General features: G+C 44.0%; 24 protein-coding genes and 1 riboswitch. Of the genes, 19 read left to right on the top strand and 5 right to left on the bottom strand.

Translation table 11 applies throughout. From position 1 onward, the window contains the following. Positions 1 to 35 precede the first annotated feature (35 nt). The 4 genes from nagA to IGK14_RS09635 all read left to right on the top strand — a co-directional run bounded on the left by nagA (position 36) and on the right by IGK14_RS09635 (position 6,463). Positions 36 to 1,181, top strand: coding sequence for an N-acetylglucosamine-6-phosphate deacetylase (nagA, locus tag IGK14_RS09650; RefSeq protein WP_010749569.1), 1,146 nt, complete (start codon positions 36 to 38; stop codon positions 1,179 to 1,181). Positions 1,182 to 1,303: 122 nt separating this feature from the next. Continuing rightward, the gene (locus IGK14_RS09645) at positions 1,304 to 2,143 is read left to right on the top strand and encodes an SDR family oxidoreductase (protein ID WP_154694511.1); all 840 of its coding nucleotides are present in this window, start codon (positions 1,304 to 1,306) and stop codon (positions 2,141 to 2,143) included. A gap of 195 nt (positions 2,144 to 2,338) precedes the next feature. After that, positions 2,339 to 3,040: an ABC transporter ATP-binding protein gene (locus IGK14_RS09640; RefSeq protein WP_010749571.1), complete on the top strand. Its 702-nt coding sequence runs from the start codon at positions 2,339 to 2,341 to the stop codon at positions 3,038 to 3,040. Then, positions 3,041 to 6,463 (top strand): ABC transporter permease, encoded by a 3,423-nt coding sequence (locus tag IGK14_RS09635; protein WP_194186068.1) that lies wholly within the window; start codon positions 3,041 to 3,043, stop codon positions 6,461 to 6,463. Positions 6,464 to 6,507: 44 nt separating this feature from the next. Here IGK14_RS09635 and IGK14_RS09630 read toward each other — a convergent pair whose 3' ends face one another. Next, on the bottom strand, positions 6,508 to 7,107 hold the full coding sequence (locus IGK14_RS09630) for an FUSC family protein (protein ID WP_005231932.1): 600 nt from the start codon (positions 7,105 to 7,107) through the stop codon (positions 6,508 to 6,510). Between the two features lie 98 nt (positions 7,108 to 7,205). Between IGK14_RS09630 and IGK14_RS09625 the strand changes: the two genes are divergently transcribed. After that, positions 7,206 to 8,168, top strand: a complete 963-nt coding sequence (locus IGK14_RS09625; protein ID WP_438712124.1) for an aromatic acid exporter family protein — start codon at positions 7,206 to 7,208, stop codon at positions 8,166 to 8,168. Between the two features lie 32 nt (positions 8,169 to 8,200). Here the strand turns inward: IGK14_RS09625 and IGK14_RS09620 are convergent, their stop codons facing one another. Further along, a complete protein-coding gene (locus IGK14_RS09620) occupies positions 8,201 to 9,157 on the bottom strand; it encodes a Gfo/Idh/MocA family protein (protein ID WP_005229991.1) in 957 nt (318 codons plus the stop codon). A gap of 123 nt (positions 9,158 to 9,280) precedes the next feature. On the opposite strand from IGK14_RS09620, the gene IGK14_RS09615 reads away from it, so the two are divergent. The 9 genes from IGK14_RS09615 to purB all read left to right on the top strand — a co-directional run bounded on the left by IGK14_RS09615 (position 9,281) and on the right by purB (position 17,509). Next, positions 9,281 to 9,784, top strand: coding sequence for a hypothetical protein (locus IGK14_RS09615; protein WP_005229993.1), 504 nt, complete (start codon positions 9,281 to 9,283; stop codon positions 9,782 to 9,784). 32 nt (positions 9,785 to 9,816) lie between these two features. Continuing rightward, positions 9,817 to 10,827, top strand: coding sequence for a M15 family metallopeptidase (locus IGK14_RS09610; protein ID WP_034696034.1), 1,011 nt, complete (start codon positions 9,817 to 9,819; stop codon positions 10,825 to 10,827). Next, a complete protein-coding gene (locus tag IGK14_RS09605) occupies positions 10,824 to 11,429 on the top strand; it encodes a glycoside hydrolase family 73 protein (RefSeq protein ID WP_010749576.1) in 606 nt (201 codons plus the stop codon). The genes IGK14_RS09610 and IGK14_RS09605 overlap by 4 nt, the downstream gene beginning before the upstream one ends. A 20-nt stretch (positions 11,430 to 11,449) precedes the next feature. Continuing rightward, the gene (locus tag IGK14_RS09600) at positions 11,450 to 12,127 is read left to right on the top strand and encodes a hypothetical protein (protein WP_010749577.1); all 678 of its coding nucleotides are present in this window, start codon (positions 11,450 to 11,452) and stop codon (positions 12,125 to 12,127) included. A gap of 82 nt (positions 12,128 to 12,209) precedes the next feature. Beyond that, a riboswitch (purine riboswitch) is annotated at positions 12,210 to 12,307 on the top strand. Between the two features lie 76 nt (positions 12,308 to 12,383). Further along, the gene (locus tag IGK14_RS09595; protein ID WP_010749578.1) at positions 12,384 to 12,965 is read left to right on the top strand and encodes a xanthine phosphoribosyltransferase; all 582 of its coding nucleotides are present in this window, start codon (positions 12,384 to 12,386) and stop codon (positions 12,963 to 12,965) included. Then, positions 12,965 to 14,269 (top strand): nucleobase:cation symporter-2 family protein, encoded by a 1,305-nt coding sequence (locus IGK14_RS09590; RefSeq protein ID WP_010749579.1) that lies wholly within the window; start codon positions 12,965 to 12,967, stop codon positions 14,267 to 14,269. Before IGK14_RS09595 ends, IGK14_RS09590 begins: the two co-directional genes overlap by 1 nt. A gap of 329 nt (positions 14,270 to 14,598) precedes the next feature. Continuing rightward, positions 14,599 to 15,087 (top strand): 5-(carboxyamino)imidazole ribonucleotide mutase, encoded by a 489-nt coding sequence (gene purE, locus IGK14_RS09585; protein WP_010749580.1) that lies wholly within the window; start codon positions 14,599 to 14,601, stop codon positions 15,085 to 15,087. Next, positions 15,071 to 16,198 (top strand): 5-(carboxyamino)imidazole ribonucleotide synthase, encoded by a 1,128-nt coding sequence (gene purK / locus IGK14_RS09580; RefSeq protein WP_010749581.1) that lies wholly within the window; start codon positions 15,071 to 15,073, stop codon positions 16,196 to 16,198. The genes purE and purK overlap by 17 nt, the downstream gene beginning before the upstream one ends. A 12-nt stretch (positions 16,199 to 16,210) precedes the next feature. Further along, positions 16,211 to 17,509, top strand: coding sequence for an adenylosuccinate lyase (gene purB / locus IGK14_RS09575; protein WP_438712119.1), 1,299 nt, complete (start codon positions 16,211 to 16,213; stop codon positions 17,507 to 17,509). A 48-nt stretch (positions 17,510 to 17,557) separates the two neighbouring features. Here the strand turns inward: purB and pbp4 are convergent, their stop codons facing one another. The 3 genes from pbp4 to IGK14_RS09560 all read right to left on the bottom strand — a co-directional run bounded on the left by pbp4 (position 17,558) and on the right by IGK14_RS09560 (position 20,748). Then, positions 17,558 to 19,606 (bottom strand): penicillin-binding protein PBP4(5), encoded by a 2,049-nt coding sequence (gene pbp4, locus IGK14_RS09570; RefSeq protein ID WP_438712117.1) that lies wholly within the window; start codon positions 19,604 to 19,606, stop codon positions 17,558 to 17,560. Position 19,607: 1 nt separating this feature from the next. After that, the gene (locus IGK14_RS09565; RefSeq protein ID WP_010749584.1) at positions 19,608 to 20,213 is read right to left on the bottom strand and encodes a DUF1054 domain-containing protein; all 606 of its coding nucleotides are present in this window, start codon (positions 20,211 to 20,213) and stop codon (positions 19,608 to 19,610) included. Positions 20,214 to 20,313: 100 nt separating this feature from the next. Then, on the bottom strand, positions 20,314 to 20,748 hold the full coding sequence (locus tag IGK14_RS09560) for a hypothetical protein (RefSeq protein ID WP_016611022.1): 435 nt from the start codon (positions 20,746 to 20,748) through the stop codon (positions 20,314 to 20,316). 214 nt (positions 20,749 to 20,962) lie between these two features. On the opposite strand from IGK14_RS09560, the gene purC reads away from it, so the two are divergent. Genes purC through purF form a run of 5 tightly spaced genes read left to right on the top strand, consistent with a single transcriptional unit; the run spans position 20,963 to position 26,255 of the window. Next, positions 20,963 to 21,688: a phosphoribosylaminoimidazolesuccinocarboxamide synthase gene (gene purC / locus IGK14_RS09555; RefSeq protein WP_438712115.1), complete on the top strand. Its 726-nt coding sequence runs from the start codon at positions 20,963 to 20,965 to the stop codon at positions 21,686 to 21,688. Next, the gene (gene purS, locus IGK14_RS09550; RefSeq protein ID WP_010749587.1) at positions 21,679 to 21,951 is read left to right on the top strand and encodes a phosphoribosylformylglycinamidine synthase subunit PurS; all 273 of its coding nucleotides are present in this window, start codon (positions 21,679 to 21,681) and stop codon (positions 21,949 to 21,951) included. The genes purC and purS overlap by 10 nt, the downstream gene beginning before the upstream one ends. After that, the gene (gene purQ, locus IGK14_RS09545) at positions 21,948 to 22,625 is read left to right on the top strand and encodes a phosphoribosylformylglycinamidine synthase subunit PurQ (protein WP_010749588.1); all 678 of its coding nucleotides are present in this window, start codon (positions 21,948 to 21,950) and stop codon (positions 22,623 to 22,625) included. The genes purS and purQ overlap by 4 nt, the downstream gene beginning before the upstream one ends. Next, entirely contained in the window at positions 22,618 to 24,846 is a 2,229-nt protein-coding gene (gene purL, locus IGK14_RS09540) for a phosphoribosylformylglycinamidine synthase subunit PurL (protein WP_010749589.1), read from the top strand. Before purQ ends, purL begins: the two co-directional genes overlap by 8 nt. Next, positions 24,831 to 26,255, top strand: a complete 1,425-nt coding sequence (gene purF, locus IGK14_RS09535) for an amidophosphoribosyltransferase (RefSeq protein ID WP_010749590.1) — start codon at positions 24,831 to 24,833, stop codon at positions 26,253 to 26,255. Before purL ends, purF begins: the two co-directional genes overlap by 16 nt. Positions 26,256 to 26,323 lie beyond the last annotated feature (68 nt).

The raw sequence follows: 26,323 nt of genomic DNA, 5'->3' as shown, positions 1-26,323 counted from the left end.
TTTTAAGGAAGAAAAGAAATAGAGGAGCGATCAAGATGAATAAATATATTTACGCAGACAAATTCTTTCTGAAATCAGCGGTTCATGGCCCTGGTTACTTGGAGGTCAAGGAGGGAAAATTCGGCGCGATCGTCGATGAAGTCCCTGCTGGTGCAGACGTAGAAGATTATTCAGGCAAATGGGTAGCACCGGGTCTTGTGGATACTCATATCCACGGGTTTATGAACCATGATGTGATGGATAACGATGCAGAAGGCATCAAAGCCATGTCAGAAGGTCTTTTGTCTTGTGGTGTGACATCTTTCTTACCGACAACTTTAACATCTAGCAAAGAACGGTTGCGTGATGTTGCTGAAACCGTTGGGAAAGTCAAAGACGAAGTTACAGGAGCGAAGATCCAAGGCATCTACTTTGAAGGTCCGTTCTTTACTGAAGAACATAAAGGGGCGCAAAATCCAATCTACTTTGGTGATCCTGATATTGATACCTTCCATGAATGGCAAGAAGCTTCTGGTGGAATTATCAAGAAAATCGCCTTGGCTCCTGAGCGCGAAGGTGTGAGTGAATTTGTTTCGCAAGTGACGGAAGAAGGCGTAGTGGTTGCACTAGGGCATAGTAACGGAACGTTACAAGAAGCGCAAACAGCAGTAGAAGCTGGTGCCAGTGTCTTTGTTCATGCCTTCAACGGAATGCGCGGATTAAACCATCGTGAACCTGGAATGGTTGGTGCCTTACTTTCATTAAAAGAAGTTTTTTCTGAGTTGATTTGTGATGGCCACCATGTACATCCTCAAGCAGCTGAGATTTTGATGGAAAAAGCTGGTCACGACCATGTGGCCTTGATCACCGACTGTATGATGGCTGGCGGTATGCCAGACGGTGATTACATTTTAGGTGAATTTCCAGTAGTGGTAAAAGATGGCACGGCTCGAATGGAAACAGGCAATCTTGCTGGCAGCATCTTGAAACTAAAAGAAGCCGTGAAAAATGTTGTAGACTGGGGAATCGCTACCCCTCAAGAAGCGGTCATGATGGCAAGCTTGATCCCAGCGATCAGCTGCAAGATCGACCACGCTTGCGGTATGATCAAACAAGGTCGTCCAGCTGACTTCATTGTTTTGGATCAAGAAATGAATTTAGCAGCCACTTATTTAGATGGTGTTTGCCGTTACCAGGCATAAAATGAAACAATCTGCTTCAAGAAACAAGAAGAGAGCTTCTCTTGATCTGTTTTTTGAGCAGATTTTTTTATTTTCAGTTATGATGAAAGAAACCGGTATTCTTAGAAGGGGAAGGTGGCAAATTGAAGACGATTTTAGTTACGGGTGCCAACGCTGGCATGGGCTTTGCAACAGCTAAACAATTGGCAGAATTGGGGATGCATGTGATTTTGTATTGCCGTTCTGCCGAACGAGGGCAGGCAGCACAGCAACGTTTGAAGGAAGAGACAGGCAATCCAAGCATCGATCTAGTGATCGGTGATTTGGGGTCGTTGGCTAGCGTACGCAAGTCAGCCGCTGAAATCAATGCCCGCTTTGAGAAATTGGATGTACTGATCAATAATGCGGGCATCGTCAATTTAAAAAAAGAGCGAACAGCCGATGGATTTGAACAAATGCTGGGCGTAAACTACGTGGGGCATTTTGAACTGACCCGTCAGTTATTGCCGCTAATAAAACGTGCGGATGCTGGTAGGATCGTTAATGTTGCTTCTGGTGCTTACAAATTTGTAAAGAAAAAGGATCAGCGCTTTTTCGATGTGCCGAATTTTTTGCCTTGGCGGGAATATGGCCGCTCAAAAAAAGCCCTGATTTTATTTACAGATGCGCTTGCGTTTCAACTGCGCAATACGACCGTTACTGCCAATGCCTTGCATCCGGGAGCTGTGGCGACGAGCTTAGGGGTCAGCCGACAAACAGGATTTGGTCAATCTGTCTACAAAATGCTCACGCCTTTTTTCAAAACACCAGAGGAAGGGTCTGATACAGCGATATATTTGGCACTAAGCCCCGAGGTGGCTGGCATTAGCGGGCGCTACTTTGTCGATCGGCAGGCAGTGCCGACGGAGATCCTTGATGAGCGGCAGCAAGCGCAAAAACTTTGGGAAGAAACCCAGCGAAGAATTGCCGACCAAGCACAATGATTGGTTTTTGTTCTTTGTCAATCAAATTAGATGGAAGTGTAAAATCGATTCTGGGACAGAATGAGCATCATTTTGTCTCAGATTTTTTAATTTGATAAAATAAGCTGCTTTTTTGCTGTTTCTTTCGCAGGAATAAGTATGATACACTATTAAGCGAGAAAGCGCATGCGGCGCTGGAATTCTTGGAGGAACATAATGAGTTTTATCGAAGTTGTGAAAGAAGTGAAGAAATACACAATGGGCGACACGGTCATTGCTGCTAATGATGGTGTTTCGTTTTCCGTAGAAAAAGGAGAGATCGCACTGATCCTTGGTCCTAGTGGCGCTGGTAAGTCCACCGTTTTGAACATATTAGGTGGAATGGATCAATGTGATAGTGGCAAAGTGATCGTTGATGGAACAGATATTGCTGGCTTTGATGCCAAACAATTGACGACCTATCGCCGCAAAGATGTCGGTTTTGTCTTTCAGTTTTATAATTTGGTCCCTAATTTGACAGCCAGAGAAAACGTTGAACTCTCAGCACAAATCGTGCCAGAGGCACTTGATGCAGCTGAGATCTTGACCCAAGTTGGGCTTGGTGATCGCTTGGATCACTTTCCAGCGCAATTGTCTGGTGGCGAGCGGCAGCGAGTCACGATCGCTCGTGCTATTGCGAAGAAGCCCAAATTGCTGCTTTGTGATGAACCAACAGGGGCCCTTGACTATGAAACGGGGAAACAGATTCTAGCAATTCTAGAAAAAACGGCTCGCGAGACTGGGACGACCGTTTTGATCATTACACATAACAGCGCATTGGCTCCCATGGCTGATCGTGTGATCCATATCAATGATGCAAAGGTCCGCAAGATGGAACAAAATACTCATCCGATTCCAATTGCCTCTATTTCTTGGTAAATGCCTATGAAAAAAACATTATTACGTTCCAGTTTACGTGAAATCAGGCAAGCACCCGGGCGGTTTTTGTCCATATTAGGCATTATCTTTTTAGGGGTCGCTTTTTTTGTGGGGATCAGTGCAACTGGTCCGAATATGGAACAAGCAGCTGAAGATTATTTTGCTCGCCAGAAATTAGCGGACTTTACGATTGCGTCAACATTAGGGTTGTCGACTGCCGATCGGGAAATTATTGAAGAAATGCCTGGTGTCACGTCTGTTGAAGCAGAGCAGATCGCCGATATCAATGCCGAAAATCACCGTGCCGTGATCCGTGTCTTTTCCCTTTCGAAGGAGCGGCAAGTCAATCAATATCAGGTGACTTCTGGTCGATTGCCACAAAAGTCAGGGGAAATTGCTTTGGATCAAGCGGCACAAAGCAGCGGTGGGTTTGCACTAGATGAAACTTTCGAACTGCCAGAAAACGGTGAAAACCAGCTAGAAACGCACACTTACACGATCGTTGGCTTTGTCAATAGTCCCGAATTTATTGAGAATTTTCATCGAGGCAATAGTACCGTTGGGAATGGGACGGTCGATTACTTTGCAGTAATTCCAGAAGAAGATTTTAAAGAAACTGCGTATGCTAGATTGTTAGTTCGTTTTGATGAGCTATCGCAAGTGGCTAGCTATTCAGAAGCATATCAGACAAAAAGGGATAAAGTAAGTGATGAAGTAGAAGAACGGTTGGCTCCGCGGGCACAAGGACGGCGGCAAGAGTTGATCGATGAAGCGCAACCAGCCATTGATGAGGCCAAAGAACAGATCCGTGATGGCGAAGAAGCATTGCAGCAAGCGCAAGCGGAACTTGACGACGCAACAGAGAAATTGGCGCAGGCGCATCAGGAGTTGACGGAACAAGAAGCAGCTTTTCAGACAGAGATTCAAACTGCCCAAGAGCAATTGAATGGAGAAGCGCAAAAATTAGCTGAGGGGAAACAGGCATTGATCGAAAATCAACGCCTGCTAGATCAAAATGAACAAGCATTGATTCAGCAAGAAGCCCAAGTACAGTCAGCCCAAGCTCAGTTGGCACCCGTTTTGGCACAAAGACCTGAACTACAAAGGGGCATCCAGCAGGTAGAGGAGCAACTGGCGCTGGCATACCAAGGCATGGATCAAATCAGAAGTGTGGGTCAACTTTCTGCAGAGGAGCAAATGGCCCAACTGCCTACCGTCTATTCACAAGTAACCGCGGCTCTGGCACAGTTGAACCTGCCGACAGATGTCCTTGGTCCGATTCCTGATCTGGAGGAAATCGATGAAACGATGATTGCTACTATGCTAACGGCAGCTGAAGATACATTGCGTCCACTCATTGCCGAAGGTGAGCAACAACGTGCGCAATTACTTGGGCAAATGGCTACGATCAATGACCAAGAAGCGCAACTTCAGCAGGCACAACAGCAAGTCAATGCTGGCTGGAGCCAAATCAGAGCTGGGCGCCAAGAATTGGCACAAGCGCAGACCCAGATCACCCAAGGAGAGACGCAGCTGAGCGACGTTCGTGAGACCTTAGCTTCTGAAAAAGCCAAGGGTCAGTCTTTATTAGCTGCTGGTTGGCAAGAATATCGAGAAAACGAAGCAACCCTTCAAGAAAAGCTTGACGAATTTAAAGAAAGAGCACCAAAAGAACGCGAAAAACTTGAAGATGCCAAAAAAGAAGTTGCTGAAAAAGAGCAGGAATTATTGGATCTAAAACCGGCAGTTTATCGTGTCGCGAACCGCGATGCGAATCCTGGTTATTCAGAGTACCAAGACAATGCGGAACGAGTTTCTTCGTTAGCGACGATTTTCCCAGTTATCTTCTTTTTGATTGCAGCGTTAGTCAGTCTAACCACCATGACGCGGATGATCGATGAAAAACGTAGTGAGATCGGTACATTGAAAGCATTAGGCTATCGTAACTGGGAGATTGGACAGAAATTTTTGCTTTATTCCTCTGCAGCAGGCATCACAGGTGCTGTATTGGGTCTAGCAGTCGGCTTTTCCTTTTTTCCAGCAATCATCATTCAAGCTTATGGACCGCTTTACAATCTCACGGAGTATGACACCCCATGGTATTTGCGGCTTTCATTGATTGCTGTGGGAGTCAGCTTGCTTTGCACCATCGGTATCGCGCTGCTGGTTTTACGTTTTGATTTAAGACAGTCATCGGCTTCATTGTTACGACCAAAGGCACCCAAAACTGGAAAACGAATTCTCTTAGAAAGAATCACCGTTATATGGCGGCACTTAAGTTTTATTCAAAAAGTTACAATGCGAAACCTGTTTCGCTACAAGTCCAGAATGCTCATGACCATCTTAGGGATCGCGGGATGTACCTCCATGATCTTGACTGGATTTGGTCTAAGATATTCTATCAGCAATATCATTCCTTTACAGTTTGAGAAAATCTGGCAGTATCAGGCGGTGATCACCTTTGATGATGAGGATTCTGAAGCAATGAGTGAAACAAAAGCCGCCGCAGAAGATATTGAAGGCTTTGAAGCAGGGTTATTCTTGCATACGGAAAGTCTGACGTTGGCTCAATCGGGGGTCACGCAGCAAGAAGTAACCGTCACCGTGCCAGAAGATCCTGCGGCTTTATCGAGATTTGTCCACTTGAATGATCGGGTTTCAGGAGAAGCTTACGAGCTAGAAGGAGAGGGCGCCATCATCAATGAAAAGCTTGCTAAGTTGTTTGGATTATCGGTGGGTGATACGATAACGTTGACGAATGAAAGCGGCGAAGCATTTGAACTGAATGTGGCTGCAATCGCAGAAAACTACACAGGGCATTTTGCTTATTTGACCCCAGATGCGTATCAAAAGATCTTTCAGGCCGCCCCTTCTTACAACAGTGAGTTATTGAAATTCAGTCAGCGTTTGACGAAATCGGAGGAAGAAGCGATCGCGGCTAATTTGATGGCACAAGACAATGTCATCAATGTTTCCTTCCTCTCAGCTTCAGCGGGTGCCTTAGATGACACGACAGCAACCTTGAACATCGTCATCTGGATCTTGATCTCGTCTGCGGGGGCATTAGCCTTTATCGTGTTGTACAACTTGAACAACATCAATATAGAGGAACGCATTCGCGAGTTGTCGACCATCAAAGTATTGGGCTTTTATGATCGAGAAGTGACCATGTACGTCTTTCGTGAAAATATCTTTCTGACGATCTTCGGCATTGCATTTGGTTTATTATTAGGGGTGCTTCAGCATCAATTTGTCTTACAGACCATCGAAGTCGATATCGCCATGTTTTCACCGACAGTCGAACCAATGAGCTATGTGTATGCCGCTGGATTGACCTGCTTATTTTCAAGCGTGGTAGGGATCGCAATGTATTTCAAACTGAAACATGTCAATATGATCGATGCACTGAAAGCCAATGAGTAACAAAAACAGCCTTTTCTCAGAATGATTCTGGAAAAAGGCTGTTTTTATTTTTCTTGTTTTTCTTGTTCGGAAATCTCACCTTGGACTTCTTCTAGCATGGCTTTTAGTTCAAGCTCTTTTTGCCTCAGCACCACCAGATCTTCTTGGATCTCATCCTTTTTCTCTTCCTCAGGTGGTCGAATGACGAAATTGATCGATAGGGCAACTAACGTGCCGATAAAGGTGTCCAATACACGGTCTAAGGCGAAGATGATCGATTCCCCTTGAGGGACACTGGAAGTGATCAAAAGCATCGTCGCAATAGCAGAGATAATGCCAGAATTGTTATTGATGCCATCTGAAAAAACGATGACAAAAATGACTAGCGCTGGCAAGACAAACAATTCGATCAGAAAGTCATTTTGAAAATATTGCTTCGTCAAAAAGTAAAAAATGGCTGTACCGCCGCCGATCGTATTTCCTAATACCCGTGACTTACCAAAAGAGATCGTTGTGGTCAGGTCTTGTCGCAAAGAAAAGACAGCCGACAAGGCAGCAATCAATGGTTGGCCACGATCAAGAAAATGAAAGAGCAGAATACAAAGCATGACAGCAATGGCTGTTTTTATCGTTCGCATACCCAAGCGAAAACGCCCCAGTTTCATGGTCAAATGCCCCCTTTACTTAATCATACCCAAAGCAGTTGAGAAATTCTAGTCTTATTCCTCACAATTTAGTATACTTTTCACAGGAGGTGACAAAAATGAAAATCGGAATGAGGACCGTGAAAACGGCGATTGCTGCTGGTTTATCAATGTTTCTGGCACAACAGATCGGTCTTTTGTATGCGCCAGCCGCAGGGATCATCGCCATTTTAAGCGTCGTTAATACAAAGAAAACGTCACTTTTTACGGGAATCGGGCGTTTGATCTCTTTGGCGATCGCAACGCTCTTAGCTTTTGTCAGCTTCCATTTATTAGGCTTTGGGCCGATAGGATTTGTTCTTTTTCTCTTTCTCTTTATCCCAACCGCTGTCTATTTCAATTTGACCGATGGGATCGTCGTCAATTCTGTCTTGGTGACCCATTATATGATGGAACGTTCGTTTGCTTGGCCACTGATTGGGAATGCTTTTTTATTGATGAGTATTGGCATTGGCTTTGCACTTTTGTTCAATTTATATATGCCAGATGGCGAACGAGCATTGAAAGAAAGACAGCAATTAGTGGAAGAAACGTTTAAAAATCTTTTAAAAGACATGTCGATTGCCTTAACTAAAAAAGAAAAGGCGACGCTTCCCCAGGTCTGCCAAACGCTTTTGGGGGATATCAAGCAAGGCAAACAACAAGCAATGGTGCATAGTGAAAATCAATGGCGAGGAGAAGCCTCCTATTATGAAGAGTACTTTACCATGCGCCAAAGTCAGGCACGCTTACTCTTAGAAATGGTTGACTTATTGCAGTTGTTTTGGGTAGAAGAAGCCTATACAAATGCGTTTCAAGAGTTGCTATCCTTTACTGCCGAGTCCTTTCACGAAAATAACGATGGGAAAGAGATATTGGCAAAAATTGCTGCGCTTTATGAAGATTATCGACAAAAGCCATTGCCCCAAACAAGAGCAGAGTTTGAAAATCGCGCTCAGCTGTTTCAGTTTCTGCAAACCTTTAAAAGTTTTATTGAAATCAAAGCCGACTTTTCTAATCAAATGCAAACAATGGCACGCTAAAAAAAGACTCCTAAAAAGGATTCTTTTTCATTTTACTGCTGTTCCCAAAAAGCTTGCATTTGATCAAGAACGTCAATGACATCGGTGGTCAAATGGATCGATCCTTCGATCTCGCCATCGATGGCTTTGATCATATTGGCAATTTCATAATTAAGGGCTTGACTGCTGTCGCCAGCTTCAATCACTTCATTTGTTCCATCTCGGAAATGGATCACGGCTTTGTCCGCACGAGGGTATTCATCTACGGTAATGTATCCTTCTTCGAAAGCGACGATACCGGTTTTAGGCATTTTCGCTTGAAAAGTCAGCGTGACACTAGCCATTTCATCGGCTGGATTTTGTAGGATCGTGACTGATTGTTCATCCACACCTGTAGAGAAGGGCTTCATGCTGCTAAACGTCACTTCTGGTGTATCCGTCATGAAAAAGCGGGCAAATGAAACAGCATACGTACCGATATCCAATAAAGCACCGCCGCCTAAATCTGGATTGAAGAAACGATTGCTTGGGTCTGGATCTTTGTAGCTGCCAAATGGTGCTTGGATCATTTTTAATTTTCCTAAGCGTCCGGCATCGATCTCTTCTTTCAACCGAGCATAAACCGGCATATTGAAAATCGTCATTGCTTCTTCTAAGATTAGGTTTTTTTCTTTGGCTAAGGCTAGTTCTTCCGCTAGCTCATCGGCACTGGTAGTGATGGCTTTTTCGCAGAGGACATGTTTTCCTGCCATCAGAGCTTTCATAATAAATTCATGATGAAGATCATTAGGTACTGCAATATAAACAATATCGATTTGCGGATCTTCTAACATGGCATCTGTGCTTTCATAGGCATGGGGAATAGAGTGTTTCTCAGCAAATGCTTGGACTTTAGGGAAACTCCGGGCACTGACCCCATATAGTTCACTTGCTTCATTAGAAAAGCCAGCAGCAAATTGCGTTGCGATATCTCCGAGGCCAATCATTCCCCAACGGTATTTTTTCATCATTGATCATCTCCTTCGTATTTAGTATAACAAAAGAAATCAATTCTTTAAAATAATCAAAAACAATCGCAAAAAGTTTCCATTACGGCTGACTTTCAGTAAAATATAGAAGAGGAGGGATAACATATGCATAATGTATCAATTGCAATTATTTTAAATACCATCATCGAGCAATACGCATCAGAAAAACAGTTTTATGAAACACAATTAGGCATCACCGAGGAGCAATGGGAGGCATGGAAAAATGGCACAATGAGTCTGTCACCTGCTGAAAATCAGAAAGTGAAGCTGCTGTTTTCAGATTATGAATGGATGTTGATCCAAAAAATCATTCGGCAAACCGTCATTTATCCAGAAAAACGCAATCAAGCGGTCGTCGAGTTCAAAAAAATGAAGACTCAAATCGCCAGAACGTGGTTAGCAAGCGATTTAGCGAAAGTCGAATTGTTAACAGAATCTGAAGAAACAGCCCAATACCTTGATTTGAGAGTCAGTATTACGTATGATGAGTGGGGTTATGATGATATACTAAACTTCCGATTGCCCGCTTTTGTTCAGCAGCAAATTCGCAATGAAAAAATCGAACTGTTGGAGTGGGTCAAAGAAAATCTGGAAGAAACTTACAACTAAAGGTAGGATATTTTTTGAAAAAGTATTATGGAATGGCTGCGGCGGCGGGCTTCTTGTTTCTGGTTCTTTTAACCATTCAAGTGAACCGAGTGACCGCAGTCACCCCAACAAAGAGTGCAAGTATCGCTCGTTCAACAGATCAAGCATCAACGGGTGAAACAACAGAAACAAATGAAAAAGAGCCAAATGGGAACACGCAAGAGTCACAAGAACAAGCAAGTGCTAGTGATGAAGTGAACGAAGAGGATTTTCCAACTGTTTCATTGGATGATTGGTCATTGGTTTTGGTAGGCCCAAACAATAAAATCAAAAGCGAAATTGCCCAAAAAGATTTAGGGAAATTGTCGAATGGCTATCTCGTCGATCAACGCATCGTTTCAGCTTATGAAAAGCTGGCAGATGCCGCAAAAGCTGCAGGACATCCTTTGGTGATGGTCTCTGCCTACCGTTCAGTAGCGTATCAAGAGGAGATATTCAATGCCAATGTCAACACCCTGATGAGTCAAGGTCATACAAAAGAAGAAGCAATTCGTATCACGAAACTGACCTTTACTGAGCCTGGCTATAGCGAACACCATACTGGGCTTGCTGTTGATGTTGTGGATCAGGATTGGTATCAAAATCATACAGGAGAACTGCTCAATGAGGGGTTCGGTGATACTGAGGGTGGAAAATGGCTACAAGCTCATGCAAGGGAGTATGGGTTTATCATCCGTTACCCGAAAGGAAAACATGCTATTACGCAAATCGATTATGAGCCTTGGCATCTACGATATGTAGGGGTCGAAGTGGCAACCTACATTGAGGAGCAGGAGTTGACCTTTGAAGAGTTTCTGGAAGAAGCAAAAGAACACATCGCTCGAAAAGAAGCAGAACTGTCCTCTCACGAATGGGAAGATCCTCTGGCAGAGGACTGGATCTATGAGGGTTCTCTTGCTAAAAGTCAAGAAAGCAGTGAGCTTACACAAGATGAGTTGTTGCTGAATGGAGGCAATTTGTTTTCTGAAAATGTGTTTAGTCAGACAAAGGAAGTGAAAAAATGAGCGCAAGACGAAAAAAACAGAAGACTCGTTTCCCATTAGTCTTTCTAGGGTTATTCTTGATTGGGATTGCTTTTATTTTTTCCTTAAATAGTTTGGCAGACCCCCTTCCCAAAGAGGAAGAAACAAACATGGAAGCCATCTCCCATGAAGAATTTATTGATCGCATCGCTCCTTACGCACAAGAACTGCAAAAGGGCTACGGGATTTTACCAAGTATCATTATTGGACAGGCAATCCTTGAATCAGATTGGGGTCAAAGTTCTCTAGCCAGTGAATACAATAATTTATTTGGAATTAAGTCGTTTGGCCATTCAAAAAAGGTGACATTAGATACCCAAGAGTTTTATAATGGAGAATGGGTCACGATTCAAGGAGATTTTCGTGTCTATGATACTTGGGAAGAATCAATGGATGATCATACGATGTTGTTTGTAAATGGTGTGGATTGGAATCCTGCACTTTATGTAAATGTCTTGACAGCAAACGACTACCGCAGTGCCGCACAAGCATTACAAGATGCAGGGTATGCAACGGATCCGGATTATGCCAGCAAAATCATTCAAGTAATTGAAACCTACCAATTGAATCGATTTGATCAATAAGAAAAGAGAGTTGGCTGCTTATGGAAGAAAAATATATGCCAAAAATCACCACCGATTTGCGCAAAGATATCGTGAAAGTGCCTAAAGTTATTCGAGAGGCTAGCGGTATTCAAATATTTGGAAAACAAATCCGCTCCATTATTTTCACAACGGATATTGCGATCATCCGCAATACAAATGCGGATGCTGTGATTGCGGTCTATCCCTTTACACCACACCCAGCAATTACGAAAGCAATCATCGAAGCAGCGGACATTCCAGTGTTTTCTGGTGTCGGCGGGGGCTTGACCCAAGGATTTCGCTCGTCTTATATGAGCATGTTTGCTGAAGCCCAAGGGTCGATCGGGGTCGTCTTAAACGGACCAACGCCACTGAAAACTGTAGAGCAGGTCTGTAAAGTTGTAGATATTCCCGTTATCAGTACCGTAACGAGTAAGTATACCGAAATTGATGCCAAGCTTGAAGCTGGTGTGAAAGTCATCAATATCAGTGCTGGCAAGGACACAGCAGATACCGTGGCTTTCTTCCGTAAAAAATATCCGAAGCTGCCGATCATCGCAACCGGTGGACCAACCGATGAAAGCATCTTAGAAACGATTGAAGCAGGCGCTAATGCCATCACCTACACGCCGCCGTCCAATGGGGAGCTTTTCAGTAAAAAGATGGAACACTATCGCGATATGGAGAAGCCAGAGTAGGAAATGATCCACAAATGAGAATATTTTTATTTATAAAGGGCATTCCATGCTTGTGTTTTTAATCAAAGACAGGCATAATCGAATCTATCATTTAAAAATTACTTGTATATCGTCGAAATATGGTCGACAGTCTCTACCCGATACCGTAAATATCGGACTATAAGTAAAAATCGTGCCTGTTAGACACTTTTTTTGCTTTGGCAAAAAGAGTGTCTTTTTTTTCAGGATGGAATAGAAAGGAACGAGGAGAGCTAGGATGGAAAAATTAGTTGAGCGTATCAAAACACACGGAAATGTGCTGGGCGAAGGGGTTCTTAAAGTGGACCAATTTTTGACCCACCAAGTGGATTATGAGTTGATGAAAGAAATCGGTGCAGTCTTCGCGGAACGGTTTCAAGGAAGCGGCATCACAAAAGTAGTGACCATCGAAGCTTCAGGGATCGCACCAGCCCTTTATACTGCAGAACAGTTACAAGTACCAATGATCTTTGCCCGTAAAGCAAAGAGTTTGACGATGGATGAAGAGCTGCTGACTGCATCTGTCTATTCCTTTACCAAGCAAGTGACCAGCCAAGTATCGATTTCCAAGAAATTTTTGTCATCAGAGGATACAGTCTTGATTATTGATGATTTTTTAGCAAACGGACAAGCAGCAAAAGGGTTGATCGAACTGTGTCAACAAGCAGGAGCCAACGTCGTCGGTATCGGTATCGTGATTGAAAAATCATTCCAAAGTGGTCGACAATTACTTGAAGAAATGGGAATTCCTGTTGTTTCACTAGCACGGATCGCCTCATTGTCTGAGGGACAAGTCAGCTTTTTAGAAGGAGATGCCTAATGAAAGAAACGAATAGCCGTTCAGCAGTTTTAGGCTTGCAGCATTTGCTAGCGATGTATGCAGGAGCTGTTGCCGTTCCTTTGTTGATTGGGACAGGTCTGGGCTTCAATGAAGCTCAGATGACGTATTTGATCTCGATCGATATTTTCATGTGCGGAATCGCTACGCTTTTGCAATTAGTTGTTACCCGCTTTTTCGGGATCGGCCTACCAGTCGTTTTAGGCTGTGCCATCCAAGCTGTCTCCCCATTGATTTTGATTGGCACCAAATCAGGGATCAGTGCGATTTACGGAGCGATCATTGCTGCTGGGATTTTCATTGTTCTGATCGCTGGCATTTTTTCGAAAATCAAAGTCTTGTTTCCCCCATTGGTGACGGGAACCGTGATTACCGTCATCGGCTTGACCTTGATTCCAGTCGCCATCACTAAAATCGGTGGCGGCGATGCTGCAGCTGCTAACTTTGGTGATCCAACGAATTTATTGTTAGGCTTTGTGACGATTGCCTTGATCATTGGGGTGCAGGTCTTTGGGAAAGGCTTTATTCGCTCGATTGCCGTTTTGATCGGTTTGATCGGTGGGACCATTTTAGCAGCGCTCTTAGGATTGGTGGATCTTTCTGCCATCGCCCACGCGCCTGTGTTTCATTTGCCTCAGCCTTTTTATTTTGGCTTACCAACCTTTGATCTGTGGTCGATCGTTTTGATGATCATTATTTCCATCGTGAGTCTGGTAGAGTCCACTGGTGTTTATTTTGCGCTGGGAGATATTACTGAAAAACCGATTACAGGCAATGACTTAAAGCGCGGCTATCGTGCGGAAGGCTTGGCGGTGATCCTTGGGGGGATCTTCAATACATTCCCTTATACTGGATTTTCACAAAATGTAGGTTTGGTTCAACTTTCAGGTATTAAGACGCGACGCCCGATTTTCTTTTCAGCTATCTTTTTGATCGTATTAGGGCTGTTTCCAAAAGTTGGTGCCATTGCGCAAATCATTCCAGAAGCAGTACTGGGAGGCGGCATGTTAGTGATGTTTGGCATGGTCGCTGTTCAAGGGATGCGAATGCTGAGCAAAGTTGATTTTATGAATGACAAGAACTTGTTAGTGATTGCGGTATCGATCGGTTTTGGTTTAGGGTTCAATATGATGCCAACCTTATTCAGTCAGATGCCTGAAACCGTCCAAATGTTTACAGGCAATGGGATCGTCATGAGTAGTTTGACAGCCATTGTTTTGAATCTGTTCTTCAATGGATTGCCGAAAGAAACAGACGAAGTGACGGAACTGAGCTTGCAACAGTAAGTTGATTTGATCCAGACGAGGATTCGTCTGGATTTTTTGTATTGTTCCTTTATTTGTCTTTTTCCTACCAAACAGAAAGATTGAATAGTTTTCTTAGCCATAAAAACGAACGATACAAAGTTAAACTAGCAAATAGTTCGAAAATATTTTGACATTGCTCCGGCAACTCGTTACTATTTAAAGGTGAAAGTGATTGTTAGTCATAACGTGTTATGCAAGGGGCGTTGGGTCGCAGTGACAAACTGCTGCTAACAAACTAATTTCGTGAGAAAATACTTCTGAGCTTGTTTCAGAAGAAACTAGTAAAAAATCGTTGGAGGGAAAATCAAATGAAACCAGCAGTTGCAGTGATTATGGGGAGCAAGTCAGATTGGGAAACAATGAAGGAGTGCTGCTTGATTTTAGATGAGTTAGCGATACCTTATCAGAAAAAAGTCGTTTCGGCACATCGTACACCAGATTTGATGTTCGAATTTGCCGAAACTGCTCGTGCAGAAGGAATCAAAGTCATTGTCGCAGGAGCAGGGGGAGCAGCTCATTTGCCAGGAATGGTCGCAGCGAAAACAACGTTGCCCGTCATTGGTGTGCCTGTACAATCTCGCGCATTAAACGGGTTGGATTCCCTACTATCGATCGTGCAGATGCCAGCTGGGGTACCAGTGGCAACAACAGCGATCGGAAAAGCTGGCGCAACTAACGCAGGACTACTTGCAGCACAGATGCTTTCCATGTATGATTTAGAGATAGCGGAGAAATTAAACGCGCGAAGAAATACATTAAAAGAAATTGTATTGGAAAGTAGTGATCAACTTGATTAAACCTTTAATGCCCAACGCAACGATCGGAATCGTTGGCGGAGGACAGCTAGGTCGTATGATGGCAATGAGTGCCAAAGAAATGGGCTTTCGGGTTGGCGTCTTAGACCCTACTGCCAATTGTCCAACAGCCCAAGTCGCTGATTGGCATATTGTTGCTGCCTACGATGATGTGTTTGCTTTAGAAGAAATGGCTCGACGTGCCGACGTGATTACCTATGAATTCGAAAATGTCAGTGTCGAGGCATTAAATTCCATTTTGCCTTATTCCCATATCCCTCAAGGGACTGACCTGTTAGCAATCACTCAAGACCGTTTATTAGAAAAGTCATTTCTAGAGGCTAACAATATCGTGATTGCACCTTATGCCACGATCATCAGTCCAACGGATATCCAAGATGCCATCGACAGTATCGGTTACCCCTGTGTGTTAAAAACGACTAGAGGCGGTTATGACGGAAAAGACCAGCACGTACTTTACAGCACTGCTGATTTAGCGCCTTCGATGAACTTGCTGCGTGAAGGGACGTGCGAATTAGAAGCGTGGATTCCTTTTGAAAAAGAATTGTCGATTTTAGTTGCTGGTAATGGAGAAACCTTTACCACTTTCCCAGTGGTAGAAAACATCCACCGCAACAATATTTTGCATCAAACGATCGCTCCTGCGCGCATTGATCCAGAAGTTGCCGAAGAAGCCAAACGGATCGCTCATATTATTGCGAAGGCCTTGGATCTGCAAGGTGTTTTAGCCATCGAAATGTTCCTGACCAAAAGCGGCGGCTTGTATGTCAATGAGTTGGCACCACGACCGCATAATTCTGGTCACTATTCGATTGAAGCTTGTTCCATGAGTCAGTTTGATGCCCATATCCGGGGGATCTGTGGCTGGCCATTACCGGAAGTGACATTGCTTTCACCAGCAGTCATGGTCAATGTCTTAGGCGATGAATTGACAGAAACCTATGAGTTGATTGCCACAAAACCTGCTTGGCAATTCCATTACTATGGCAAAGAAGAAGCGAAAACCGGGCGTAAAATGGGGCATATCACTGTTTTGACAGAAGATATCGCAGAGACCACTGAAGAAATCTATCAAACCAATATTTGGGATTAAAGGAGATAAAAAATGTTAGAGCGTTATACAAGACCAGAAATGGGTGCTATTTGGACCGATCAAAACCGTTACCAAGCGTGGTTAGAAGTAGAAATATTGGCGGATGAAGCTTGGGCGGAACTAGGGGAGATACCGAAAGAGGATGTTGCGTTGATTCGTGAAAAAGCAACCTTTGATATCGACCGTATCTTAGAGATCGAAGCGCAAACGCGACATGATGTGGTTGCTTTTACCCGAGCAGTCTCTGAATCTTTAGGTGATGAAAGTAAATGGGTCCACTACGGCTTGACGTCGACGGATGTTGTTGATACTGCGTATGGCTACTTGATGAAGCAAGCCAACGACTTGATTCGGGAAGATTTGAATCGTTTTGTGACGATCATTGGTGAAAAAGCAAAAGAATACAAACATACCGTGATGATGGGGCGTACCCATGGTGTTCATGCGGAACCAACGACCTTTGGCTTGAAATTAGCCTTGTGGTATGCGGAAATGAAACGCAATGTTGAACGTTTTGAGCGGGCAGCAAAAGGGGTCGAAGCAGGAAAGATCAGCGGAGCAGTTGGAACCTTTGCAAATATTCCACCGTTTGTCGAAGAGTATGTCTGTGAAAAATTAGGGATTCGTGCGCAAGATATTTCCACACAAGTACTACCTCGTGACCTACATGCAGAGTATTTCTCTGCAATGGCGTTGATAGCAACGAGCATTGAGAAATTTGCCACCGAAATCCGGGGCTTACAAAAATCAGAAACCCGAGAAGTTGAAGAATTCTTCGCCAAAGGACAAAAAGGTTCTTCTGCCATGCCCCATAAGCGTAACCCAATCGGTTGTGAAAATATGGCGGGACTTGCACGAGTCGTTCGCGGCCATATGGTGACAGCTTATGAAAATGTCTCACTGTGGCATGAACGGGATATCTCACATTCATCGGCAGAACGGATCATTATTCCGGATACGTCGATTTTGATCGATTATATGTTGAATCGCTTTGGGAATATCGTCAAAAATCTGACCGTTTTCCCAGAGAATATGAAGCGCAATATGAATGCGACCTTTGGATTGATCTACAGCCAACGAGTGATGTTGAAATTGATCGATCACGGTATGACAAGAGAGCAAGCCTATGACTTGGTTCAGCCAAAAACAGCGCAAGCTTGGGATGAGCAAACGGATTTCCGTCCACTATTAGAAGCTGATCCAGCCATTACGGATGTGTTGTCCAAAGCAGACTTAGACGATGCGTTTGATTACAACCATCATTTAAAACAAGTCGACACGATCTTTGAACGTGTCGGTTTAGCCGAATAAGAAAAAAGCCGTAACCTTCAGATACTTGTCTGAAGGTTGCGGCTTTTTTTAATAATGTTCAGCTAAGTAGGTCAATAGCTCAGGTGCTAAACCAGTTGCTGATTGGTTTTCCTGGCGATCTTCTAGCATGGAGACCATCAGAAATCCTTGGTCTTGCGAATCAAAGGCAAATAAGAAACTGTTTTCCTGGCCTTTTTCATCTTGCTTTTCTTTGATTTCAGCTGTTCCTGTCTTAGCAGCCAATGGAATGTTTAATGCTGCCAAGGAATGTGCAGTTCCGTTTGAATCGGAAACAACGGCGGTCAAATCTTGATTGATTTGATCGATCGTTTCTGCTTTAAAGACTTCTTTGTCTTTTTGCTCTGCCTCTTTCACTAAACGGGGATAGACCAGCTTCCCTTGATTGGCAAAGACGGAGTAGATCGCCGCTTGCTGGATTGGATTCAATAGCAATTCTCCTTGACCATAGCCGGTATCTGCCAGTAAAATGTCCGAATTGAAGGAGTCTTCATTTGAAATTTGAGCAGGATTCATCGCGATCGGTAAATCCAATGTTTCACCAAAAATCAACTTGGACAAGCCGTCACGAAAGGCATCTTCGCCCATAGATAAAGTTTGTTGCGCCATATAAATGTTATCAGAGTATACCAGTGCATCCTTGAGATTCACAGAAGCTACATCAGTAACTCTCGTCACAAAGTAGTCGCCCCACGAGCTATCTTTTTGCCATTTCAATCCATCGATTGCGATACTCTGCGTAGGATCGATCGTGCCATTTTCCAAGCCGATCGCACCAGTGATGGCCTTAAAGGTCGAACCAGGTGCATAGGCCGTAGCAAAGCGGCTGATGAAAGGCAGGTCTTCATTTTGTTCATACGCATCATAATCTTCTTGTGAGATCCCTTGGGTCATTTTATTGGGATCATAACTTGGCGAGCTGGCAAGTACCAACAGATCGCCAGTTTTGGGTTCGGTAACGACCGTTGCTCCTGCTTGGTTTTGTAAGGAGTCAAACGCCGTCTTTTGGGCTTGGGCATCAATAGTCAATTGGATATCCTTGCCATCTGCGCGTTCTTTTTCTAAAAGAACCGATTTTTCAGCACCGTCTTCATCTGTGATGGCGATTTTTCCGCCATTTTCGCCCCGCAACTCTTTATCGAAGGCAGCTTCTAGACCACTACGACCAATTTGTCCGTTGCTTGCTAGTGTTTCATCTTTTTCGATATCTTCCGCTGTTACATTTCCTAAGTAACCAATCAGTTGGGCGGCAGCTTCCCCAAGTGGGTAAGTGCGTCCAGTCGTTTCTTTTAAACTTGTTCCAGTTGGCATCTCATCCGTTGGTTCGATGATCTTCAAGGGGACGAACAACTCATCTTGAACCCAAGATTGCTCCAACGCTTGAGTGATGGCTTCTTCTGTCAGGTCGAAACGTTCCGCGATCGCTTTGATATTGGCGTTTTTTTCGTCTCCCGTGCCCAGTTGCCCCGGAACGACGCCTAACTGATAAAGCGTGCCATTTTCTGCTAGTGGTTCGTTGTTTCGGTCGAGAATCTCACCGCGAGTGGCATTATCTACGGAAATACTGACTTTGTCTTGTCCCTCCATTCCTGGAAAGATCAACTGAGGGGACCAATCGATCTTGGCTTCGTTATCAGCTACAGTGATCGTGCCACTATAAGAAAGCTCGGTTAATTCACCTAACGAGGTGGTCAAGGAACCGTTGTATTGGAAAGTGAATTGATCGGAATCCTTGTCATTAGGAGTTACCTCAATCCCAGAGGCTTTAAATGATTCGGCACCGATACCAGTGAAGATCGCTTCGTATTTTGCAGAGACTTCGTCTGCGGTAAAGCCGGTTGATGCTAAACTGTCTTCAGACACGAAGGCAGGCAAGTCACTGTACTTCTGATCGGCCAAAGCGTCGATAAAGGAAGTGAGGGCTTTTTTAGCAGCGGCTTCTTCTTGCCGATCCTGATAGACGGTATAACCATAATAGCCACCACCTAGTACCAATAAGGCGGCAGGAAGTGCCAACCAGACGAAGCGCTTAGGCTTTTTCGCTGGTTTTTCGGTGCGAGAACGCCGATTTTCTGACATTTTATTGTTCCTCCTTTTGTGCCGATAAACGGGCATGATAAAGCGGCAACAGCGTTTGATAAACTGCTAAAATATCCGCCATCTCAACGTCTTCGATCATTTCTTTTGGAAAGATCTTTCCAATTTGAAGTTCACTTTTTTTGACTTTCTTCAATCGTTCCAGATAGGCTGGCCACATGGCGATAGGGTGGTGGTCGTATTTTGTGTGATCAGGAGAAAGTGTAAAGTCAGCTGGTAATTGATCGAATAATTCTTTTTGAGCCAGCCAAGATTCCGCGATCGTTGCTTGATTTTTCGGTTGATCGATCACACTGAGCCAAACAAAGACATACGCTTGATTGATCCCAATTTGAAAGTGGGCATCCATTTTATAGCCTCGTTTGTTCGGACCGATCCCTGCCCAGGTTTCGGCAGGAGGGTAGACGGTTCTGCGTCGGTGCTGAGCAATATGCAAATAAAAAGGCTCTTGGCAGCTTTCTTCAATTAATGGGATCGCTGCCTCACCGATCGTTTGAAAAATCGGCTGAATCTCGGCACGGATTTTTTCCATTCGTTCGTCTAACGTTTCTAAAGAAAAAGCATCAAATGATTGTTTCGTAAATAGCATAATCGTATCCTTTCTGTTGTCTGAAAATAGTATAACAAAAAAAGCCCGAGAAATTACGGGCTTTTGTTTATTTTACCTTTTTTTATCGAAGGATACTCAGTCAATTTGCCGCTGGACTCAATTTAAACGTTGGTGTCTGGCTTTGTTCCTTCAAAAGATGCAAAAGATCATCCAAGAAAGAAAAGTCCATTTCTTCTAAATTAAAATAAATCCGAAAAGAATACGTATGTTTAAATAAGCTTTGGCGATGGATTTGATGAATGATCAATTCGTCATTGCGTTCATTTTGAAATTGTAGAACACGCTTTTGTTCTTCGGCATAATGAGGGCGCGCCCCTTTTTTGAAGGGACTGAATAAATAGAAACTTGTTTGTTGGTTGATGGAAAGGATTTGCTGCACGGCCAATAATTCGTTATGGAGCTGTTGTTTTTCTTTGTCTGATAAATGAGCTAAAAAAAGTTCAGCACGATTCTTTAGCGACCACATATAGTACTCCTCCTTGAATGTAGCTACAATACGACCTAAATATAGCATGAAAAAAGAATATTGTAAACGCTTTATAAATTCTTCGCTGCTTCTAAAGAGGAATCTGCTTTCAACCAACTGGGTAAAAAGCGAACATTCGTGTTTATTAATATGTAAATGTACAGATAATCGTTGACCCGCTTTTTCTGCGTTGTTAGAATAATAAGCAAATAAAGATGTGTGTCATCGCTATGTGAAAAATATTACTTAACTGAGGTGGATTATGGAATCAGAAGTGCTTCTTTATGAAGGAAAAGCCAAGAAATTGTTTAAAACCAACGAAGAGGATGTATTGAGAGTCGTTTATTTGGATCAAGCTACTGCATTGAATGGTCAAAAGAAAGATGCCGTTGTAGGAAAGGGTGCCTTGAACAATCAGATCACTGCGCATCTTTTTCAGCGCTTAGCCGACAAAAACGTCCCAAGTCACTTTCTTCAATTAGTGTCTAAACACGAACAATTAATTCGATCTGTCACCATGATTCCTTTAGAAGTCGTTGTTCGCAACACGGCTGCTGGTAGTTTTTCAAAGCGCTTGGGCATCGAAGAAGGAACCAAACTGCCAAAGCCGATCGTAGAGTTTTACTACAAAGAAGATCGCTTGGATGATCCGTTTATCAATGATGATCATGTGTTTTATCTAGGGCTTGCCTCAGAAGAGGAGCTGGACCAGATCAAAACATTGGCGCTGCAAGTCAACGCTGCGTTACTGGAAATCTTTGCGAACATCAACATTCGCTTGATCGATTTTAAAATCGAGATCGGCAAAACCAAAAAGGGCGAGTTGCTTCTGGCTGATGAGATTTCACCAGATACTTGTCGTTTATGGGATATGGGGACAAATGAGCATCTTGATAAAGATGTTTATCGACGTGAATTAGGGGACATCGTTCCTGTTTATGAAGAAGTCTTAAATCGTTTAGAAAAGGAGAATTCAGCATGTATTTAGTCAAAGTTTATGTAACCTATAAGGAATCTGTTTTAGACCCTCAAGGAGAAGCTGTGAAAGGAGCCGTTCATCGCTTGGGGTATCAAGATGTCAGTGATATTCGGATCGGGAAATACTTTGAAATCAAAGTGACACCTTCAAACAATCAAACACAAGCAGCTGTAGCAGAAGAAATCGAAGCGATCTGCGACAAGCTTTTGGCAAACGTCAATATGGAAACCTACCGTTATGAAATGGTTCAAATGGAGGAAGCGGCCCTATGAAATTTGCAGTGATCGTTTTTCCTGGATCAAATTGTGATGTTGATTTGATGTGGGCAATCAAAGATATCATGGGGGCAGAAGCAGAATATGTGCGCCATGATGCAGACAGCTTAGCTGGTTTTGACGGTGTTTTGCTTCCAGGAGGATTTTCTTATGGTGATTACTTAAGATGTGGAGCGATCGCCCGTTTTTCAACGATCATGTCAGAGGTCATTCGTCTGGCAAATGAAGGCAAACCTGTCTTTGGTACCTGCAATGGGTTTCAAATTTTAACGGAAGCGGGCTTGTTACCAGGGGTTTTACAAAGAAATGAATCACTCCATTTTATTTGCAAACCGGTCCGTCTGCAAGTGAATAATCAAACAGCTTTTACTTCTGAATATGAAACGGATCAAGTCATTACGCTTCCTGTCGCTCATGGTGAGGGCAATTATTATTGTGATGAAACGACTTATCAGGAATTGGTTGCCAACAATCAAATCGTTTTCCGTTATGAAGATAACGTCAACGGTAGCCTACACAACATCGCTGGTATCTGTAATAAAGCTGGCAATGTTCTAGGCATGATGCCTCATCCAGAACGAGCGATGGAAAGCTTATTAGGCTCAGAAGATGGCAAGAAGTTTTTTGCTTCATTATTGAAAAATTTTGGGAAGGTGCCGGTAAATGGATAAAATGATCGTAAAAGAACCTACACCACAAGAAATCAAAGACACGAAATTATACGAGCAATGGGGATTGACCCAAGAAGAATATCGGATGATCTCAGAAGATATTTTGGGACGTTTACCGAACTATACCGAAACTGGACTCTTTTCAGTGATGTGGAGTGAACATTGTTCTTACAAAAATTCCAAACCTGTTTTGCGGAAATTTCCGACAGAAGGGCCGCAAGTACTGCAAGGACCTGGCGAAGGTGCGGGTATCGTGGATATCGGCGATGATCTAGCCGTCGTTTTTAAAGCGGAAAGCCATAATCATCCTTCTGCGGTGGAACCTTATGAAGGAGCAGCAACTGGTGTTGGTGGGATCATCCGCGACATCTTCAGTATGGGTGCAAGACCGATTGCTGTTTTAGACTCCTTACGATTTGGTGAGTTAGATAATCCAAGAACGAAATATCTTTTGGAAGAAGTCGTTGCTGGAATCAGTGGCTATGGCAACTGTATTGGGATTCCGACCGTCGGTGGTGAAGTGGCATTTGATCCTTGTTATGAAGGCAATCCATTAGTCAATGCGATGTGTGTAGGGATCATTGCCCACAAGGATATTCAAAAAGGGCAGGCTAAAGGTGTTGGAAACACCATCATGTATGTCGGCGCAAAAACAGGACGCGACGGGATACACGGGGCGACTTTTGCATCGGAAGAATTTGTCGAAGGAGAAGAACAGCAACGTTCCGCCGTACAAGTCGGTGATCCTTTTATGGAAAAACTTTTGTTGGAAGCTTGTTTGGAATTGATCGTGGATCATTCGGACATTTTAGTCGGAATTCAGGATATGGGTGCTGCTGGATTGGTTTCTTCTAGTGCCGAGATGGCATCAAAAGCCGGATCAGGGTTGCGCTTAACGTTAGATGATGTTCCACAACGAGAAACCAATATGACGCCTTATGAAATGATGTTGTCAGAATCCCAAGAGCGGATGCTGATCTGTGTCAAAAAAGGGCATGAAGCTGAAGTGGAAGCCCTATTTAAGAAATACGATCTAGAAGCAGTCGTGATTGGTGAAGTGACGGATGATGGCAACTATCGTTTGTTCCATCATGGACAGGAAGTCGCTAATTTACCAGTGGATGCTTTAGCTGAAGATGCACCGACTTACTACAAAGAGATGGCAGAACCAGCACGGATCAAAGTGTTTAAGGAAACACCGGACTTTGTTCCAGTGATTCATTCAGCAACGTCTGTATTTGCCGATCTACTGCAGCAGCCGACGATCGCTTCAAAACGCTCGATTTTTGAAACCTACGACTCGCAAGTTCGTACCAATACCGTGGTAGGACCCGGCAGTGATGCCGCTGTTTTACGAATCAAGGGAACCAATAAAGCCTTGGCGATGACGACTGACTGTAATGCTCGTTACCTGTACTTAGATCCAGAAGTCGGCGGACAGATCGCAGTTGCAGAAGCTGCTCGAAATATCGTCGCTTCCGGTGGGCGTCCATTGGCGATCACTGACTGCCTTAACTTCGGCTCGCCAGATAAACCAGAAGGATTCTGGGAGTTATCCACGGCTGCTGACGGGATCTCAGAAGCTTGTCGTGTGCTAGAGACACCAGTCATTTCTGGGAACGTCTCCTTATACAACGAAACGGACGGACAATCGGTCTATCCAACGCCGGTAATTGGGATGGTCGGATTGATCGAAGAGCTGGCGCATATCACGACGCAGCATTTCCAAGCAGCGGGGGATCTGATCTATGTCCTAGGGGAAACCCATGCTGACTTCAATGGGTCTGAATTGCAAAAACTGCAGACAGGAAAGATCGCTGGGCGTTTAATGTCCTTTGACCTTGAAACAGAAAAAATGAACCAACAATTGGTTACCGCAGCGATCCAAGCAGGTCTTGTTCAAAGTGCCCACGATTGTGCCGAAGGTGGTTTAGCGATCGCTTTAGCCGAATCCGCTTTTGACAAGGGCTTTGGTCTAAATGTGACCGTGTCATTGCCAGCAGCACAATTGTTTTCAGAAACCCAATCCCGATTTGTGCTTTCAGTCGCACCTGATAAGCAAGCAGCTTTTGAAGCGCTGGTAGGCGCTGCTGCAACAGCGATCGGGGAAGTGACTGCTGATGGCCAGATTCGCATGCAAGCACAAGATGATACGATCGAGATGCCCCTTACTGAGGCGAAATTGAAATGGGAGGAAGCCATTCCATGTTTAATGAAGTAAAGAGCCTCAACGAGGAATGTGGGGTTTTTGGTGTTTGGGGTCATCCAGATGCCGCTCGCGTCACCTACTTCGGACTACACAGTTTGCAACATCGCGGCCAAGAAGGTGCAGGGATTGTCACGAATGATGCGGGGAAACTCAATGGCCACCGTGATTTAGGGTTGCTAGCGGAAGTCTTTTCGGATGAACGTGTCCTCCAGCGTCTGACAGGAGATGCTGCTATTGGTCACGTTCGCTACGCAACTGCTGGTAATGGTAGCGTTGATAATATTCAACCATTTTTATTCAAATTTTTTGATCAGCAGATTGGCTTAGCTCATAACGGCAACTTGACGAATGCGAAAAGTCTACGGAAATCCTTAGAAAAGGCTGGTGCGATTTTCCACTCGAATTCCGATACAGAGATTCTCATGCACTTGATCCGTCGCAGCGAAGAACCGCTTTTTATGGATCGGGTCAAGGAGGCATTAAATCAAGTTAAAGGTGGATTTGCGTACCTTTTACTGACCGAAAATGCCATGATCGCAGCACTAGACCCCAATGGCTTTCGGCCATTGTCAATCGGGAAAATGGTCAATGGTGCTTATGTGGTGGCTTCAGAAACCTGTGCGTTGGAAGTCATCGGTGCGGAATTTATTCGTGATGTCCGACCAGGCGAAGTCGTGATCATTGATGATGCAGGCATTCAAATTGAACAGTATACCCAAGAAGTACAACCTGCGATATGTTCGATGGAGTTTATCTATTTTGCCCGTCCTGATTCCAACATCGCTGGCGTCAACGTCCATCGTGCCCGTAAAAATATGGGCCGTCGCTTAGCACAAGAGGCGCCGATCGAAGCGGATATGGTCATTGGTGTACCGAATTCATCCTTATCTGCTGCCAGCGGGTATGCAGAAGCTTCAGGTATTCCCTATGAATTAGGCTTAGTAAAAAATCAATACATCGCACGAACGTTTATTCAACCGACGCAGGAGTTAAGGGAACAAGGTGTACGGATGAAGCTCTCAGCTGTTCGTGGCGTAGTCGAAGGCAAACGAGTGATTCTAGTCGACGATTCGATCGTCCGAGGAACCACCAGCCGCCGTATCGTGCAACTGCTAAAAGAAGCAGGTGCCAAAGAAGTTCATGTACGTATCGGTTCGCCGCCTTTGCGCTATCCGTGTTTTTACGGGATCGACATTCAAACGAGAAAAGAATTGATCGCAGCCAAATATACGGAAGCTGAGATTTGTGAAAAAATCGAAGCAGATTCTTTGGCCTTTTTAAGTGAAGACGGGTTGATCGAAGCGATCGGTTTAGATTTTGACGCACCTTACTCAGGATTGTGTATGGCCTATTTCAATGGCGATTATCCAACCCCTTTGTATGATTATGAAGAAAACTATCTCGCGTCTTTAGCTGAATAAATTGTAGGCAAAAATGGTTTTTCAAACGAAGCAGTGAAGGACCGCTGGTTTACTTGCGTTAACGACGA

The organism is Enterococcus sp. DIV0970a (assembly GCF_051711265.1).
Taxonomy (GTDB): Bacteria; Bacillota; Bacilli; order Lactobacillales; family Enterococcaceae; genus Enterococcus_D; species Enterococcus_D casseliflavus.
Note: the sequence above shows the minus strand (reverse complement) of the source record. Positions and strands in the feature narration are given on the sequence as shown.

Coding starts and splice junctions, on each gene's coding strand:
- nagA (WP_010749569.1), top strand. CDS start 36: ATGAATAAATATATTTACGCAGACAAATTCTTTCTGAAATCAGCGGTT.
- IGK14_RS09640 (WP_010749571.1), top strand. CDS start 2,339: ATGAGTTTTATCGAAGTTGTGAAAGAAGTGAAGAAATACACAATGGGC.
- IGK14_RS09635 (WP_194186068.1), top strand. CDS start 3,041: ATGCCTATGAAAAAAACATTATTACGTTCCAGTTTACGTGAAATCAGG.
- IGK14_RS09630 (WP_005231932.1), bottom strand. CDS start 7,107: ATGAAACTGGGGCGTTTTCGCTTGGGTATGCGAACGATAAAAACAGCC.
- IGK14_RS09625 (WP_438712124.1), top strand. CDS start 7,206: ATGAAAATCGGAATGAGGACCGTGAAAACGGCGATTGCTGCTGGTTTA.
- IGK14_RS09620 (WP_005229991.1), bottom strand. CDS start 9,157: ATGATGAAAAAATACCGTTGGGGAATGATTGGCCTCGGAGATATCGCA.
- IGK14_RS09615 (WP_005229993.1), top strand. CDS start 9,281: ATGCATAATGTATCAATTGCAATTATTTTAAATACCATCATCGAGCAA.
- IGK14_RS09610 (WP_034696034.1), top strand. CDS start 9,817: ATGGCTGCGGCGGCGGGCTTCTTGTTTCTGGTTCTTTTAACCATTCAA.
- IGK14_RS09605 (WP_010749576.1), top strand. CDS start 10,824: ATGAGCGCAAGACGAAAAAAACAGAAGACTCGTTTCCCATTAGTCTTT.
- IGK14_RS09600 (WP_010749577.1), top strand. CDS start 11,450: ATGGAAGAAAAATATATGCCAAAAATCACCACCGATTTGCGCAAAGAT.
- IGK14_RS09595 (WP_010749578.1), top strand. CDS start 12,384: ATGGAAAAATTAGTTGAGCGTATCAAAACACACGGAAATGTGCTGGGC.
- IGK14_RS09590 (WP_010749579.1), top strand. CDS start 12,965: ATGAAAGAAACGAATAGCCGTTCAGCAGTTTTAGGCTTGCAGCATTTG.
- purE (WP_010749580.1), top strand. CDS start 14,599: ATGAAACCAGCAGTTGCAGTGATTATGGGGAGCAAGTCAGATTGGGAA.
- purB (WP_438712119.1), top strand. CDS start 16,211: ATGTTAGAGCGTTATACAAGACCAGAAATGGGTGCTATTTGGACCGAT.
- pbp4 (WP_438712117.1), bottom strand. CDS start 19,606: ATGTCAGAAAATCGGCGTTCTCGCACCGAAAAACCAGCGAAAAAGCCT.
- IGK14_RS09565 (WP_010749584.1), bottom strand. CDS start 20,213: ATGCTATTTACGAAACAATCATTTGATGCTTTTTCTTTAGAAACGTTA.
- IGK14_RS09560 (WP_016611022.1), bottom strand. CDS start 20,748: ATGCTATATTTAGGTCGTATTGTAGCTACATTCAAGGAGGAGTACTAT.
- purC (WP_438712115.1), top strand. CDS start 20,963: ATGGAATCAGAAGTGCTTCTTTATGAAGGAAAAGCCAAGAAATTGTTT.
- purS (WP_010749587.1), top strand. CDS start 21,679: ATGTATTTAGTCAAAGTTTATGTAACCTATAAGGAATCTGTTTTAGAC.
- purQ (WP_010749588.1), top strand. CDS start 21,948: ATGAAATTTGCAGTGATCGTTTTTCCTGGATCAAATTGTGATGTTGAT.
- purL (WP_010749589.1), top strand. CDS start 22,618: ATGGATAAAATGATCGTAAAAGAACCTACACCACAAGAAATCAAAGAC.
- purF (WP_010749590.1), top strand. CDS start 24,831: ATGTTTAATGAAGTAAAGAGCCTCAACGAGGAATGTGGGGTTTTTGGT.